Below are 15,479 nucleotides of genomic sequence, written 5' to 3'. Positions count from 1 at the left end.
TGTAAACAGAAAATAGAATGTTTAAAAGCGGTGTTACAGATATTTTAAATTGAGCCTGTTAGTATAAAATACAAAATTGTTAAAGAAAATTATTTAACAGGCTCAATGAAATTATTTAGTTAGAAAACCATTGTGCCCAAGGAATTCTGCTTAAAATTAAAAGCGATGCAATGGTGTAAAATATTGCAATTGTTTTAAATTTTCCGTTGCTGGTAGCTTTCTTTTTATGTTTAGAAAATCCAATAGTAATTAAAGTAATAGCAATGATTCCTACAAGAGGGTGCTCTACTAATATTTTTCTCAAATCGCTATTTTTCATAACTTCTCCCATACCTGCTTCACGCATAATTACGTAATAATCAGAGGTGTAATAAGCAACAAACCCAATTAGTAATTGAATATGTGAAGCAATCAAAGCAAATAATGAAATTCGTAAGTCTTTTGCTGTAAAATCTTTTTTTGAATTAAGACCCATAATAGCATTTACAACTGCAAAAATTAAAACAATTAATGCAATGTAAGCCCAATAGGAGTGAATCATTTTAGTCATAATAGATAGTTTTTTAGTTTGACAAAAATAGTGAATTAATGTTTAATAATTTAGTTGAAAGTTGGAAAGTGTGAAGCCAAATTTTTATATAACGATTGTTGAGTTTATTTGTTAAAAAGTTTTGGTTGGCAATGATGCTGGGCATTGGGGTGTTAGAGCCAGTGGTGGAGTTGTTGAAATTGAGCTTAAACACGGTATTTAATTAAATAGAAAAGGGTTTGCATTTAAGCAAACCCTTCTCATTCATAAAAAGAAAGTTTGGTTTATTTCTTTGTTTATTTTTTTGCTAGTAAATCTCTAATTTCTACTAATAAATCTTCTTGAGAAGGTCCTTTTGGTGCAGCAGGTGCAGGCGTTTCTTGTTTTTTAGTTTTGTTAATTGCTTTTATCATCATAAACATTACAAAAGCTACAATAGTAAAATCTATTAAATTGGTTAAAAATTCGCCATACATAACTGCAATTTCACCAGTTACTGCTCCAGCTTCATCTATAACACCTTCATTAATAACATATTTTAAACCTTTAAAATCTGATTTAAATACAAGTCCAACCAATGGAGAAACAATACCACCTGTAAACGATGCTACTACTTTATTAAATGCAGCACCCATAACAAAACCAACAGCAATATCAACTAGATTTCCTTTAACAGCAAAATCTTTAAATTCTTTTAGCATTCCCATTTTAATTGAATTTTTTTATTATTGAGGTGCTAATATAATAAAATTTTGTTAATGTTAAAATTTTGTGAAAATTCTTTTTATTCGTTGAGATATAGCGGTGAGTAATTCGTAAGGAATTGAGTTGATGTTTTTTGCCAAATCTTCCATGTGTTGTTGGTTTTTGTAAATAAAAACTTCATCACCTTCATTACAGTCAATATCAGTAACATTTACCATAATAACATCCATACAAACATTGCCTAAAATGGGCGCTTTTTTATTGTTAATATAAACGTAGCCTTTTCCTTTTCCAAACTGACGTGAAATTCCATCAGCATGACCAATAGGAATGGTAGCAGATTTGATAGTACTTTGCGCCATAAATGAGCGATTGTAACCCACGCTATCTCCTTTTTCAATAGTGTGAATTTGAGATATTACAGATGATAAAGTGAAAACATTTTTTAACTGATTGGTTTTTTCAGTAGCATTTCCAAAACCATACAGTCCAATACCCAAACGTACCATGTCAAACTGGGCTTCTTCAGCATAATTAATAATACCCGAGGTATTTAGCATATGTTGAAAAGGTTTGTTTTTTAGCGTTGGAATCAATTCACTTGAAATATTTTTAAAACTATTTATTTGTTGTAAAGTAAATGCGCGTTCATTTAAATCTTCACTAGCTGCAATGTGCGAAAATATAGAAGTAATTTGTACAGCGTCCTGATTATTTATAAGGGTTGAAATTTCTAAACAATCTTTTTTTGCAAATCCCAAACGGTTTAATCCGGTGTTGAATTTAAGATGAATAGGATAGTTTTTTAGTCCTTCATTTGTTTGTGCAATTTCAATAATATCTTTTAATAATTGTACAGAATAAATGGTAGGTTCTAAATTGTAATCAATCATTTTTTGAAGATTCACTTTTTGTGGGTGCAGCACCAAAATAGGTGTTTTAATTCCTGCATTTCTAAGTGCAATGCCTTCATCTAAATAAGCAACAGCAAAATAGTCAACTTTTGAAGCTATGTGTTTGGCAATTTCAAAAGAACTACTTCCGTAACCAAATGCTTTTACCACCGCTAAAATTTTGGTAGTAGTTTTAAGTTTAGATTTAAAGTAGTTTAGGTTAAAATCAACAGCGTTTAAATCAATATTTAATATGGTAATGTGGTTATTTTCCATCCTTAGCTTGTTCGGATTTTTTAATTTTTGCTTCTTGCATAGCTTTAAAATAGGCCGATCTGCTTAAAGGCTCATATTCTTGTGTTTCACCTAATAAAACAAGCGCTTCACTAGGTGCGGTTCTATGGCTATAATGTGCTAAATTTCCAGTTCGAGTGCAAACGGCATGTACTTTTGTAACATACTCTGCAGTTGCCATTAAGGCAGGCATTGGTCCAAACGGATTGCCTTTAAAATCCATATCTAAACCAGCAACAATTACGCGGATACCTCGGTTTGCAAGGTCGTTACAAACAGCAACAATTTCATCGTCAAAAAACTGTGCTTCATCAATACCAACCACATCAACATCATTGGCTAAAAGCCTAATGTTTGCCGAAGATGGTACGGGTGTTGACCTAATTTCATTAGCATCATGCGAAACTACATTTTCGTCATCATACCTTCTGTCAATAGTAGGTTTAAAAATTTCTACTTTTTGTTTGGCAAATTGTGCTCTTTTAAGCCTGCGGATCAACTCTTCGGTTTTACCCGAAAACATGGAGCCGCAAATTACTTCAATCCAGCCAAATTGTTCGTTATGATTTACGGTATTTTCAAGAAACATTTTGTAATTTCACAATTGAAAGGTTATTGTATTTTTTTAAAATAAATGCAACAAATATATGGTTATATTTAATTACCTTAGTTGACTAATTTTTGAAAGGTAATACTGTACATTTTCAAATCACACAAATTTATTAAAAATTATAGATCAAAAAATATTTAACATCTCAACTTATGCACAAAAAATTAAAAGCCGATTTAGTAAACCTGGCAAACAGTATTTTAGAAATGGAAGATACTTGTAATGTGGTTGATTTACATAAAAAAGCACAAATTATTTATGAAAAATTGTGTGTATTAAAATTTGTTGAAAGCAATTTGTCTAATTTTTATTCGGAAGAAATTATTGAAAAGGAAGTTGCTATTGTTGAAGAAATTGAAGATGAAATTGTGTTTGCAGCTATTGATGAAAAAGATCTTTTGATAGATGAAGATACTTTGGATGAAACTGTTTTGGCTGATTTAATTTTAAAAGAACAACAAGAAGATGCTTTGTTAGCTGCAAAAGAGCAAGAATCTGTAATTGAAGATGTCAAAGCTAAGGTTGAAGAAAAAGCAATTGAAATTGAAGATTTTATTGAAGAACCTGTTGCTGTTGTATCAAAAACAATAGTCGAGAAGTTGATTGAAGAGGAAGAAATTGTAGTTGAGCCAATTAAGCCAAACACTGTTGAAGTTGAAAAAGCGATTGAAAAAGTTGTTGAAGAAAAACCAAAATTAAGCATTGAGCAGGTTGAAGAAATTTTTGAAACAGAAAAAAGCAACGTAAAAAACAACAAGCGAGACATTGAACAAATGCATTTTAGTTTAGAAGATGAGTTTAAAGATGCTATTTCTGCCGATGTTGCTACCAATCTTTTTGAAAGAGTCACAAAAGAAAATCCTGTAATTGAAACCAATCCAGAACCAAAACCAAAATCGTTGAACGACGCGTTATTTTCTAAAAATCTGCAAATTGGTTTAAATGATAGAATAGGGTTTGTTAAACATTTATTTGATGGAAGTCAGGAAGATTTTAACCGCGTTTTATCGCAATTAAATTCTTTTGATACTGAAGCTGAAGCCAAAACCTTTGTATTAGAATTTGTAAAGCCAGATTACGATTGGTCTGGTAAATTAGAATATGAAGAGCGACTTTTAAATATAATTGAACGTAGATATTTATAAAAACAAGATGGCTAAGCACAATGAACTTGGTGAGTTAGGCGAGGAGTTGGCTGTAGAATTACTTCAAAAAAAGAACTATCAAATTATAGAGCGCAATTGGCGCTATAAAAAAGCAGAAATAGATATTATTGCTTTAAAAAACAACATTTTAGCTGTTGTTGAAGTAAAAACACGTTCTAGTGATTACTTTGGAAATCCTCAAGATTTTGTAAATCAAAAAAAGATTCAGCTATTGGTTGAAGCAGTAAATGAATATGTAATCTCTAGAGATTTAGATGTTGAGGTTCGTTTTGATATTATTGCCATTACAAAAAACCATCCTCATTTTGATATTGAACATTTAGAAGATGCTTTTTTGCATTTTTAATTTATTTATGCATAATGTAACTTAAGGTACAATATTATGAACGTAGGTTCATTATATTTGTGCTTTAATAATTGAAATGGCTAGACCTGAAAAAAATAGAAAAGTTGCTCAACCACCAAAAATGAAAGGGTTTAAGCCGTTTGGAATTCCTAGATGTGCTTTAGAAACTATAAAATTATCTTTTGAAGAATACGAAAGTATTAGATTGGTTAATTATGAAATGCTTCAGCAAAAAGATGCGGCAGTTTTAATGAATATCTCTAGACCAACACTTACCCGAATTTATAACAAAGCACTAAAAAATATTACAAAAGCATTTGTTGAAGGAAAAGCCATTGTTATTGATGGTGGTAATTACGAATTTGATAATGATTGGTATAGGTGTAAAAAATGTAACGACTTGGTTGAAGGGCATGAAAAAAAACACAACACCAGTACGAAATGTAATAATTGCAATAAAAATGAATTTATAACTTTAAATAAAACAAATTTACAATGAAAAAAATAGCAATACCTGTAGATGGTAATAATCAATTAGAAGATCATTTTGGTCAATGTAACTTCTATGAAATTTATACAATTTCAAATGAAAATAAAATTATTGAAGTAGAAACTTTAGCAGCAGAACAAGGATGTGGATGTAAATCTAATATAGCAAGTATTTTGGTAGAACATGGTGTGTCTTTAATGCTTGCAGGCAGTATTGGTACTGGAGCTATTCATGTTTTAAATGCCTGTAATATTGATGTTGTAAGAGGTTGTTCTGGAAATACCAATGAAATAATAAATCTATACTTACAAGGAAAAATTAAAGATAGTGGCATAACTTGCGCACATCACGAACATGAGCATGACCACCAATGCAATCATTAATTAAGATTAAAAATTAAAGTTGGTTTTCATATTAAAAACCAACTTTAATTTTCAAAATAAGCTTTTACATCTTCAATATATTCGGGTTTTTCAATAATTGTTTTAGCTTCATTTAAAATAAAATAAGTAGGCGTACTAACAATATTGTAATTTTTTGAAATTGAATTTTCCCATTTTCCCAAGCCTAAAACAGAAATCCATTTTTCAAATTTTTCAGCATATTTTTCAAATTCAACATTGCTATTTTCCAATCCAATATCAATTACCTGAACGTTGGTTTTGTTAAGCATATAATCGTATAATTTTGGAACTTCATCTATACAATGCGAACATTCTGTGCTCCAAAAAACCAATACATACGTTTTTGCTGTGTTTAAATTGTGTAAACTGTTTGTTTCGCCATTTATATTAAAAGTAAAATCTGGTGCAGTTCTACCAATTGCTATTTTTAAATTTTCTAAAATATTGTTAATATCTTCATCATTTTTATATTCAGCAGGCAAATTTTCGTAGTAATTTTCTTGCAGATAATCTGTAATGGTTAAATTTTCAGATTGAGAAAAAGCATATAATAAGGTATTTACGATTTCACTTTTTAACAGATTGTTATCAGATACTTTTGCTAAAACAGTATCTATGGCATTTTTATACAGTTTTTGTTGTACTTCAACATCATCAGAAGCATTTAAATAAAAAGTGTAATCTAACACCGCTTGTGTAATTACATTTGAATTGATAATAACAGGATCTGTAAAATTTATGTATTCAAAAAAATGTGTTTTCTCACTATTTAAATATTCTTGCGGATTTTCAAAAAGTTTTTCAGCATAGTATTTTTCATTTGATTTTATAAAATGACTGGCAAGCATGCCTTCAGAATTCACTTCAAATTCTTGCTGAATTTCTTTGTAATAAAGCAATACATTTTGGTAACTAATACGCGCCTCAGCTTTTTCAGCTTCCGTTTTCATTTTAAAATAAGTGTACTGAATTGCATCTAAATTTTGTTTGATGGCATTGGTTTTTTGTACATATTTATGGTAAATTATATTTTCTTCTGAAGTAATAAAATCTACAGTTTCAAAGGGTTTTGAAGGGTCTAACTTAAGTTCAATGTTTTTTTGATTGTAAATAATATCTATGGTACTTTGGTTGTCCATTTTAAAACGCAAGCGGTACATACCACTTGGAGAATTTTCAGGAAAAACAATCGAAAATTTTTCGTTTTCAAAATTTACATTGTCTACATAAATTTGTTTTGCACCTTTTAATTGGTATAAAGCTGCCCAGGTATAATCGGTATTTATGGGGTTTATTGTGCCAGTTACAGTTTGCTGACTTTGAGCAGTGATAGTAACAAGTAAAACTAATATTTGTAGCTTTTTTAACATCTATTTTGTGTTTAAATTTTAAATAAGTTTTTGTGTTTTAAAATACAAAACAATGGCTTCTTTTATTAAAACGGTTTGTTCTCCCGATTTTAACAACGGTAGTTCTTCAATGGTTTTGTAATGTGGCCAGCCATCTTCATCAAAATAATCAAATTCATAATAACCAAAAGGTTCTAATAACCTGCAAATGGCAATATGCATTAAGTTTACTTTATCGTCTTTTTTAAATTCAATAACCCCTTTTCCTAGCTCTTGAACACCAATTAAATAAATAATAGCATCTAAATTAAGTTGCTCTCCTTCACCAAATCTTTTAGCTAAAATTTGTAAAATAAGCTCCCATTCTTCTTTTAATTTTTGATCTCTTGACATTTGAAGTTTTTAGTTTGGTTGCAAATATACAAATCGATTCATGTATATTTACAAAAATTAGTGTATGAATACTTTTGATATCGTTATTGCCGCCATATTGGTATATGGATTTGTAAGAGGTTTTTTGAGAGGTTTTTTTGTTGAAATTGCTTCGTTAATAGGTTTAATTGCCGGAATTTATGGCGCAATGCATTTTTCTTTTTATGCAGGGAATTTATTATCCAATTATTTTTCTTGGGATGAACGAACCCTTACCATTGTTTCATTTGCTATTACCTTTGGTATTATAGTTTTAGCCATTGCACTTTTGGGTAAATTATTAACCAAAATGGCTGATGTTGCTTTGTTGGGAATGTTAAATAAAATTTTTGGTGGTATTTTTGGAGCGTTAAAAATAGGGGTGATTTTAAGTATTGTTTTTTTAATTTTATCGAAATTAAACGATACAATTCCTTTTATTCCCGAAAATCAACAAGAAGAATCTGCACTGTACAAGCCTATTAAAAATTTGGCAACAACTTTATTGCCTAACTTTATTGAAGTTGTTGATGAAAAGGCAAAAGAATTTAATATTTCTAAAGAATAACTACTTGTTTAAAAATTATTTTTTCTGAGTGTTTATTTGCCAAGTAACCAACAATGAAGTGTAAAACAGGTTGTGATTTAGACCTTTTGCTATAGAATAATCAATACTTAAATTGTTTTTAATATTGTATCCGCCACCCAAATTTAAGTTTTGAGATACAATCATTTCTTTATTAAAATCTGCAAAGTTTTCTAAAAAAAAGTGAATCTTAGAGTTTAAATTATAACTCAGGTTAGCGATGTAATAGCCAGATTTTGTAGCATCTGTTTCATAAGCATAACCAATGTTGTAGTTTAATGAAAAATGCTCATTAATTGTATTTGAAAAGTTTAATGACACAATTTTACCAAGCGTATTTATTTTTAGGTTGTTTTCAAAAGGTAAAATTATACGCCCCATGATTGCAGCGGCAGGAAGTATGTTTTTTTGTTTCCATAAATTAACAGATAAACCAAGTTGTACATGGTCAAATTTGTTTAATGAATGGATTAAGTGGTCATTTTCATATAAATGCTCTCTAATTAAAGGTGCATTTAATTGTAATTCAACAGCATTAGATAAACCATATCTAAAAAGTAAGCTTGGTATACTCCAAGCTACTTGTTTAGTTTTACCTTCTTTTTGAATAGCATATTGCCCTTCCATTTCAATTTGAAGCATTTGCTTACCAATACCTGCTGATGGTTCTACAATTTGTGAATGTGAAATTGAATAACAAAATAAACAAAATAAGACTATGCAATAATTGTATCTCAAAACTTATATAATTTAATTGACAAATCTACGTATAGTTTAGTCTAAATAAAAATTTAGACAAGTCTAAATATAATTTATTATTACAAAAAAATAAACCTATTGTAGTGTGAAATTTTAAAACTGTTAGGCCTTAAATTGTTACAAAATTATTTAGATTTAGTCTAAATAAAAATGATTTATGTCATTTTTATTCATAAAAAAAGCCAAACTTATTTGTTTGGCTTTTAAAATATAATGTTTGATTCTTTAATTTTTAATTAATTTTCTACTGCTTGTTCCTTGTGCGGTAGTTATTGTTGCAAGGTATACACCTGGAGTTAAGCTTGAAGCATCAACATTAACCGACGTTGCATTTGGGTTTAATGAAATTACTTTAGTTCCAATTACATTAAATATATTAATAGCTTCAATTTCTTGATTGTTAGTTGAAATCTTCCATTCTCCGTTTGTTGGGTTTGGATAAGCCATTAAGCCATCAATTTCAAAATCTTTAATACTTGCAGTTGATGTGTTGTATTGCACAATATTATCGAAATAGAAAGTTGAAGTTGCACTACCATCTCCTATTACATTAAGATCAAATAACAATACAAGTTTGTAAAAATCTGCAGGTTGACCTGTAAAATCCCAAGACAATGTTTCCCAGGCGCCAGTAACAGTTGTGGTTGTAAGTTCTTGTTTGTGAACTCCGCCTGTTCCTTCTACTTTTAAAGCTACTGTTGTTCCAATTGGAGCCATTGTCCATACATCCATTTTAATAGCATTTAAAGTCGAAAAATTAAGATTATTTTCTAAGCCTAACCAAGTTCCTGCCCAAGCAGAACCACCATTTCTAATCATTTCTCCTACTTTTGCACTGTTATTTGCAGTACCTTGTTTTGGGTTGTTGATAATCTTTGCAGTTCCACCATCAAAATTATTAAAGTCAGATGTTAGTGGTACTGTTTCAAAAGTAATAGGTAAATTAAATATTGATGGTGGAGTAGCAGCTTCACCAACAACACCGCTAATATTGTCTACATAAGTTGTTCCATCAAAAGCAGGTGCGCTAAATCCAGCAGAATAGCAAGGAAATAACACTAAAAGTTTATACTGGTCATTAACACCTGTAGATGTAAAATCTACTGGAATTGTTTCCCAGCCTAATCCATTTGTGCTAAAAGGAATTTCAACATTTCCACCTCCATTTAATGATTGCTCTAATTTAAATAGAAAATCTTGAGGTGCAGTAGTGTAAACATCTATAGAGATTGTCTTACTACCTGTAGCAGTTGTTAAATCTATATAGTTTGTAGACATTAACAGTTGTGCATTTTGCCATTTAGCACCTGTAGAAGAAGAGTTAATTTGTCCTGCTTTTCCATGTCCAGCAAAATCTACTGGAGCATCTACTACGGCTACAGAGCTCATACCGCTATCACTAAACCAATTTGCGTTTGAAGGTGTTACAACTCCATCTTTTGCACCAACTATAATGTCTGTTTCAAAAGTAACAGGGATGGTTTGGGCGTATCCAATTGATACCATTAATAATAAAAATAATAAAGTAGTTTTTTTCATCATATAAATATTTTAAGTTTAGTGTAAATTAGAATGAAAAACTTAAAAAATTAGTTTTTAACGTATATGCAAACTATACAGTTTGAAAAAAATAGTTATTTATATGGATTGAATTTGGGTTAAAGATTGTAAAACCTAGTATTGTGAAGATGTAAATTGCTTTTTAAAAAGCTATTATGAAGTGTATTAGCTGAAATATTTTTGTAAAATTTTATTAAATGTTGAGGTAATGTTGAGGTGATTTATTGAATGGGTACAAAGAATGCATTAATAAATATCATAAAAAAATCCGAAATAAGGAATATTTCGGATTTTTTATGTTTATAATGTAAAAGTGAAATTTATAATTCCAATGCTTTTTTAGGATTGTTGTCCATTAAAATTTCAATTGGGTTTTCTAAAGCTTCTTTTACAGCTACTAAAAATCCAACAGATTCGCGACCGTCAATAATTCTATGGTCATAAGATAAAGCAACGTACATAATTGGTCTAATAACCACTTCGCCATTGACAGCCATTGGTCTTTCAACAATGTTGTGCATTCCTAAAATACCACTTTGAGGAGGATTGATAATAGGTGTAGACAGCATAGATCCAAAAACACCACCATTGGTAATGGTAAAAGTACCACCTGTCATTTCATCAATGGTTATTTGTCCGTCACGAGCTCTTATTGCCAAACGTTTTATTTCATTTTCTACACCTCTAAAAGATAGGTTTTCAGCATTTCTAAGTACAGGCACCATTAAACCTTTTGGTCCAGAAACTGCAATTGAAATATCTTGAAAATCGTGTGAAATTTTATAATCACCATCAATCATAGAGTTTACGTCTGGGTACATTTTTAAAGCACGAACCACAGCCAAAGTAAAGAAACTCATAAAGCCTAAGCCAACATTGTGTTTTGCTTTAAATTCATCTTTAAATTCGTTGCGTAAATCAAAAATTGGTTTCATATCTACTTCGTTAAAAGTAGTAAGCATTGCAGTTTCATTTTTAACTGTAACCAAACGCTCAGCAACTTTTCTACGCAACATAGACATTTTGGTTCTTTCTGAACTTCTAACCCCACCGGCAGGTGTTCCCATACTTGGAACTGCTTTTACAGCATCTTCTTTTGTTATTCTACCGTCTCTTCCAGAACCTTTAATTTGTGTAGGTTGTATGTTTTTTTCGTCTAATATTTTTTTAGCAGCAGGTGAAGGAGCGCCACTAGCGTAGGTTTTAGTTTCAACTGGTTTGCTTTCAACTTTTGGAGTTTCAATAACTTTTGGAGCTTCTTCAACAGAAGATGAACCTTCAGGTTTTTTAGCATCCATGTCAATTAAACAAACAACAGAACCTACAGCAACAGCATCACCTTCTTCAGCTTTTAAAGTAATAATTCCACTTTCTTCTGCAGGTAATTCTAAAGTTGCTTTGTCTGAATCAACTTCGGCAATTGGTTGATCTTTTTCAACATAGTCTCCATCAGCAACTAACCAAGCTGCTATTTCTACTTCTGTAATAGATTCTCCCGGAGAAGGAACTTTCATTTCTAAAATCATCTTTGTATATTTTTTAAATCTTAATTCTTTTTTTAAAAGGAATTGTAGATTTTTTATTAGTTAGTTTTTTTAATTTATTTTGTTGTATCAAATACTTTATCAATAATACGTTGATGTCTTCTTTTGAAACGAGTAGATGAACCTGCTGCTGGAACTGCTTTAAAAGGCTGTGAAGCAACTTCAAGGTTAACCAATCTAAAACGTTGCAGCATAAAACTCCAAGCGCCCATATTTTCTGGTTCTTCTTGTGCCCAAACGTATTTTTTTACGTTAGGATATTTATCTATTACGGCTTGTAATTTATCTAAATGTAATGGGAACAATTGTTCAATTCTAACCAAAGCAATATCTTCTCTTTCTAATGCGGTACGTTCGGCTAATAAATCGTAATAAAATTTACCAGTACAAAATACCAATTTAGTAACATTTGTTGGATTTACAGTATCGTCAATTACTTCTTGAAAACTACCTTCAGAAAAATCTTCAATAGGAGAAACTACTAATGGATGGCGTAACAAACTTTTTGGTGTAAATACAATCAATGGTTTTCTGTAATCGCGTTTCATTTGACGACGCAATAAATGGTAAAAATTTGCAGGTGTTGTACAGTCTGCAATAATCATATTATCAATGGCACATAATTGTAAAAAACGTTCCATGCGTGCTGATGAATGCTCCGATCCCTGACCTTCGTAACCGTGAGGTAACAATACCACCAATCCGTTTTGTAATTTCCATTTATCTTCAGCAGCAGATAGATATTGGTCGAAAATAATTTGTGCACCGTTGCTAAAATCTCCAAATTGAGCTTCCCAAATTGTTAGTGCATTTGGGTGTGCCATAGCGTAGCCATAATCAAAACCAAGTACACCGTATTCTGATAATAATGAGTTGTAAATGCTCATTTTACCTTTGTTACCATCAATGGTATTTAGTAAGTTGATGCGTTCTTCTGAAATTTCATCGCGTAAAATAGCGTGTCTATGACTAAAAGTACCACGTTCAACATCTTGTCCTGAAATTCGAACGTCAAAACCTTCTTGTAATAAGGTTCCGTAAGCTAAAGTTTCAGCCATTCCCCAATCTATTTGATTGGTTTCAAAAACCATGGCATTTCTATCGTTTAATATTTTTTCGGCTTTGCGTAAAAATTTTACACCTTTAGGAACGGTAGAAACAACTTTTGCAATTTCTTTTAATTTTGAATTTGAAAAAGTGGTATTTGTAGGCTGTAACATGGTGTCCAGTTTTTTTCTGGTAAAACCGTTCCAGGTTTCTTCCATAAATTCTCTAACCTTTGATGTTTCAGTTCCTTTTGCGTTTTCGTATTCAACCTCCAATAAGTTCTTAAATTCATCAATAATACCATTTAAAAATGTGGTATCTATGGTGCCCTCAGAAATTAATTTTTTGGCATAGATATCTCTTGGATTTGGGTGTTTTGCAATTGCTTTGTATAAATTAGGTTGGGTAAAACGAGGTTCATCACCTTCGTTATGGCCGTATTTTCTATAACCTAATAAATCGATAAAAATATCGCGTTTAAACTCCATTCTAAAAGCCAAAGCCATTTCAATTGCGTGTACTACAGCTTCTACATCATCGGCATTTACGTGTAATACAGGAGATAAGGTTACTTTAGCAACATCGGTACAATAGGTACTAGATCTGGCATCTAAATAATTGGTTGTAAAGCCAATTTGGTTGTTTACAACAATATGAATGGTTCCACCAGTAGAGTAACCGTTTAATTTACTCATTTGAGTAACTTCATAAACCAATCCTTGACCCGCAATGGCAGCATCACCGTGTACAATAATTGGTATTAATTTTGAATTGTCTCCGTTGTAATCTTTGTCAATTTTTGCGCGTGCAATTCCTTCAACAATAGGACCAACCGTTTCTAAATGCGACGGGTTTGGAACTAAATTCATAGTTAATTCCTTGTTGTTTTTTAAGGTTTTTTTAGTGGTTAAACCTAGGTGGTATTTTACGTCACCATCAATAAAATCATCTTCAAAATCTTTACCTTCAAACTCGCTAAATAAATCTAAGATTGGTTTTCTAAAAATATTAACCAAGGTACTTAATCGGCCACGATGTGCCATACCAAGTACAAATTCTTTGGCATCAAAATATTCAGTAGCATTCCAAATAATAGCACTAATTGCTGGTATAAGAGCTTCTCCACCTTCTAAAGAAAAACGTTTTTGACCTACATATTTAGTTTGTAAAAAATTTTCAAACGTAACAGCCTGATTTAATTTTTTTAAAATATATATTTTAGTTTCTTTTGAATAATTAGGGTGGTTAGAATTTTTGTTGAGTTGATTTTGAAACCACTTTATTTCTTGAGGATTTCTAATGTACATATATTCAACACCAATAGAATCGCAATAAATGGTTTCTAAGTGTTTAATAATATCACGTAAAGTTGCAGTACCAGTTCCAACTATTTGACCAGCATCAAACACAGTGTCTAAATCTTTTTCAGATAAGCCAAAATTTTCGAGTGCAAGTGTTGGTGAGTATTTACGTCGCTCTCTAACAGGATTTGTTTTGGTAAACAAGTGGCCACGTGTTCGGTAGCCATTTATAAGGTCAATTACCTTAAATTCTTTTAATACATTTTCGGGAACGGTATAGTCAGATTTTATCTCTGTTTCTGTTTCGTTATCGGTTAAACTATATTTTTCGTTAGCAAAGTCGTACCCTTGAAAAAAGCCTCTCCAACTTGGTTCAACCGAATCAGGATTTATTAAATACTGGTCGTATAAATCGGAAATAAAACCGGTGTGTACAGCATTTAAAAATGAAAATTTATCCATAATTAATTTAATAGTCTGTGTTTTAGTTAGCGACACAAAAATACAACTTTTACCAAAACCACCATTTTTATTGATGGATATTTGAAATTATTGTATTATTAATAAAATTAGTTGATTTAAGCTAATAATGAAGTTGTTTTGAGGTGCTATTTAAAAGAAATTATAGAAACCTAATAAAAAATGATAAGTTTGGTAAAAACCTTAAATGATAATTTTCAGCAGTTTATAAGTCCGTTTGAAAAAAAAGAATAAAAAAATATAAATTTTTTTAAAAAACTCTTGGAATAAAAAGAAAAGCTTGTATATTTGCACTCGCTAAAGCGAAATATTCCTCCTTAGCTCAGTTGGTTAGAGCATCTGACTGTTAATCAGAGGGTCCTTGGTTCGAGCCCAAGAGGAGGAGCTTAGTGATAACAAGCCATTCAAGAAATTGAGTGGCTTTTTTATTTTTACAGGTTAAACATAGGTTAAACAAATCTGAATTAGTTCAAGAATCTTTATTATTTTTGAATTATGAGCAACTCAAATAACGAATCAATAACAATTGTTGTGTTTATGCAAATATTGTTGTTAATCTAAAAAGGAAGAACTCAACGTTTCTAACTCCTCTAAATTGAGCTCTAAACGCTTTTATTTTAGCATTGAATGATTCAGCTGAAGCATTAGTGCTTCTATTTATAAAATAGTTTAGGATTGACCTATAATTGAGTGTTATCGTATTTGCAATTGTGTTGAACGCTTTAAAACCTGTATTTTCTACATCTTTATACCAATGTGCTAGCTTTGTATATGCTACTTCTATAGTTTTGGCTGTATTGAATATGTTCCTTAGTCCTTGAGTAAGATCAAAAGCGATTTTTATATCAGGATATTGATCGAACAATATTTTGCTTCTACAGTATTGGCTTTCTGTCCAATTTGAGGGGGCTTTGTATAGCAAGTATCTACTTCTAGCCAAAAGTTGTTTTCTTGTGTCTCCGTTGCTAAACTCTTTGGGAGAGCATGTGCTGTTCTTTGCTTTTG

At 30.9% G+C, this 15,479-nt stretch carries 16 protein-coding genes and 1 tRNA gene; 6 read left to right on the top strand and 11 right to left on the bottom strand.

Annotation, left to right across the window (positions count from 1 at the left end; translation table 11 throughout):
- Nucleotides 1-115: 115 nt before the first annotated feature.
- The 4 genes from EC396_RS04980 to EC396_RS04965 all read right to left on the bottom strand — a co-directional run bounded on the left by EC396_RS04980 (nucleotide 116) and on the right by EC396_RS04965 (nucleotide 3,010).
- Nucleotides 116-550, bottom strand: a complete 435-nt coding sequence (locus EC396_RS04980) for a hypothetical protein (protein WP_129365604.1) — start codon at nucleotides 548-550, stop codon at nucleotides 116-118.
- A gap of 275 nt (nucleotides 551-825) precedes the next feature.
- Nucleotides 826-1,230 carry a large conductance mechanosensitive channel protein MscL gene (mscL, locus tag EC396_RS04975; RefSeq protein ID WP_129365603.1) on the bottom strand — a complete coding sequence of 135 codons (405 nt, stop codon included), beginning with the start codon at nucleotides 1,228-1,230 and terminating at the stop codon, nucleotides 826-828.
- A 60-nt stretch (nucleotides 1,231-1,290) separates the two neighbouring features.
- Nucleotides 1,291-2,403, bottom strand: a complete 1,113-nt coding sequence (gene alr / locus EC396_RS04970) for an alanine racemase (protein WP_129365602.1) — start codon at nucleotides 2,401-2,403, stop codon at nucleotides 1,291-1,293.
- Nucleotides 2,393-3,010: a thymidine kinase gene (locus EC396_RS04965; protein WP_129365601.1), complete on the bottom strand. Its 618-nt coding sequence runs from the start codon at nucleotides 3,008-3,010 to the stop codon at nucleotides 2,393-2,395. The genes alr and EC396_RS04965 overlap by 11 nt, the downstream gene beginning before the upstream one ends.
- Before the next feature lie 173 nt (nucleotides 3,011-3,183).
- On the opposite strand from EC396_RS04965, the gene EC396_RS04960 reads away from it, so the two are divergent.
- From EC396_RS04960 to EC396_RS04945, 4 genes are all read left to right on the top strand, one after another.
- Nucleotides 3,184-4,176, top strand: a complete 993-nt coding sequence (locus EC396_RS04960) for a hypothetical protein (RefSeq protein WP_129365600.1) — start codon at nucleotides 3,184-3,186, stop codon at nucleotides 4,174-4,176.
- A gap of 7 nt (nucleotides 4,177-4,183) precedes the next feature.
- Nucleotides 4,184-4,543, top strand: coding sequence for a YraN family protein (locus EC396_RS04955; RefSeq protein WP_129365599.1), 360 nt, complete (start codon nucleotides 4,184-4,186; stop codon nucleotides 4,541-4,543).
- 76 nt (nucleotides 4,544-4,619) lie between these two features.
- Complete coding sequence (locus EC396_RS04950; RefSeq protein WP_129365598.1) at nucleotides 4,620-5,042, top strand: DUF134 domain-containing protein; 423 nt, start codon at nucleotides 4,620-4,622, stop codon at nucleotides 5,040-5,042.
- Entirely contained in the window at nucleotides 5,039-5,416 is a 378-nt protein-coding gene (locus EC396_RS04945; RefSeq protein WP_129365597.1) for a NifB/NifX family molybdenum-iron cluster-binding protein, read from the top strand. The genes EC396_RS04950 and EC396_RS04945 overlap by 4 nt, the downstream gene beginning before the upstream one ends.
- A 44-nt stretch (nucleotides 5,417-5,460) precedes the next feature.
- Here the strand turns inward: EC396_RS04945 and EC396_RS04940 are convergent, their stop codons facing one another.
- Nucleotides 5,461-6,807 (bottom strand): thioredoxin-like domain-containing protein, encoded by a 1,347-nt coding sequence (locus tag EC396_RS04940; protein ID WP_129365596.1) that lies wholly within the window; start codon nucleotides 6,805-6,807, stop codon nucleotides 5,461-5,463.
- Between the two features lie 18 nt (nucleotides 6,808-6,825).
- Entirely contained in the window at nucleotides 6,826-7,179 is a 354-nt protein-coding gene (locus tag EC396_RS04935) for a hypothetical protein (protein WP_129365595.1), read from the bottom strand.
- Nucleotides 7,180-7,243: 64 nt separating this feature from the next.
- Here EC396_RS04935 and EC396_RS04930 point away from each other — a divergent pair, with 64 nt between their 5' ends.
- Complete coding sequence (locus EC396_RS04930) at nucleotides 7,244-7,765, top strand: CvpA family protein (RefSeq protein ID WP_129365594.1); 522 nt, start codon at nucleotides 7,244-7,246, stop codon at nucleotides 7,763-7,765.
- Between the two features lie 15 nt (nucleotides 7,766-7,780).
- On the opposite strand, the gene EC396_RS04925 is transcribed toward EC396_RS04930, so the two are convergent.
- The 4 genes from EC396_RS04925 to EC396_RS04910 form a co-directional block, all read right to left on the bottom strand.
- On the bottom strand, nucleotides 7,781-8,521 hold the full coding sequence (locus EC396_RS04925) for a transporter (protein ID WP_129365593.1): 741 nt from the start codon (nucleotides 8,519-8,521) through the stop codon (nucleotides 7,781-7,783).
- Between the two features lie 246 nt (nucleotides 8,522-8,767).
- On the bottom strand, nucleotides 8,768-10,084 hold the full coding sequence (locus EC396_RS04920) for a T9SS type A sorting domain-containing protein (protein WP_129365592.1): 1,317 nt from the start codon (nucleotides 10,082-10,084) through the stop codon (nucleotides 8,768-8,770).
- A 338-nt stretch (nucleotides 10,085-10,422) separates the two neighbouring features.
- Entirely contained in the window at nucleotides 10,423-11,628 is a 1,206-nt protein-coding gene (gene odhB, locus EC396_RS04915; RefSeq protein ID WP_129365591.1) for a 2-oxoglutarate dehydrogenase complex dihydrolipoyllysine-residue succinyltransferase, read from the bottom strand.
- Between the two features lie 74 nt (nucleotides 11,629-11,702).
- Nucleotides 11,703-14,456 (bottom strand): 2-oxoglutarate dehydrogenase E1 component, encoded by a 2,754-nt coding sequence (locus EC396_RS04910; RefSeq protein ID WP_129365590.1) that lies wholly within the window; start codon nucleotides 14,454-14,456, stop codon nucleotides 11,703-11,705.
- Between the two features lie 329 nt (nucleotides 14,457-14,785).
- On the opposite strand from EC396_RS04910, the gene EC396_RS04905 reads away from it, so the two are divergent.
- Nucleotides 14,786-14,859, top strand: a tRNA-Asn gene (locus EC396_RS04905).
- 150 nt (nucleotides 14,860-15,009) lie between these two features.
- On the opposite strand, the gene EC396_RS04900 is transcribed toward EC396_RS04905, so the two are convergent.
- On the bottom strand, nucleotides 15,010-15,479 hold a 470-nt coding region (locus tag EC396_RS04900), incomplete at its 5' end, for a transposase (RefSeq protein ID WP_164975205.1).

Source organism: Lutibacter sp. HS1-25 (genome assembly GCF_004121075.1).
In the GTDB taxonomy this organism is placed as follows: Bacteria; Bacteroidota; Bacteroidia; order Flavobacteriales; family Flavobacteriaceae; genus Lutibacter.
The sequence above is the reverse complement of the archived record's forward strand: the minus strand, read 5'-3'. Positions and strand labels throughout refer to the sequence as shown.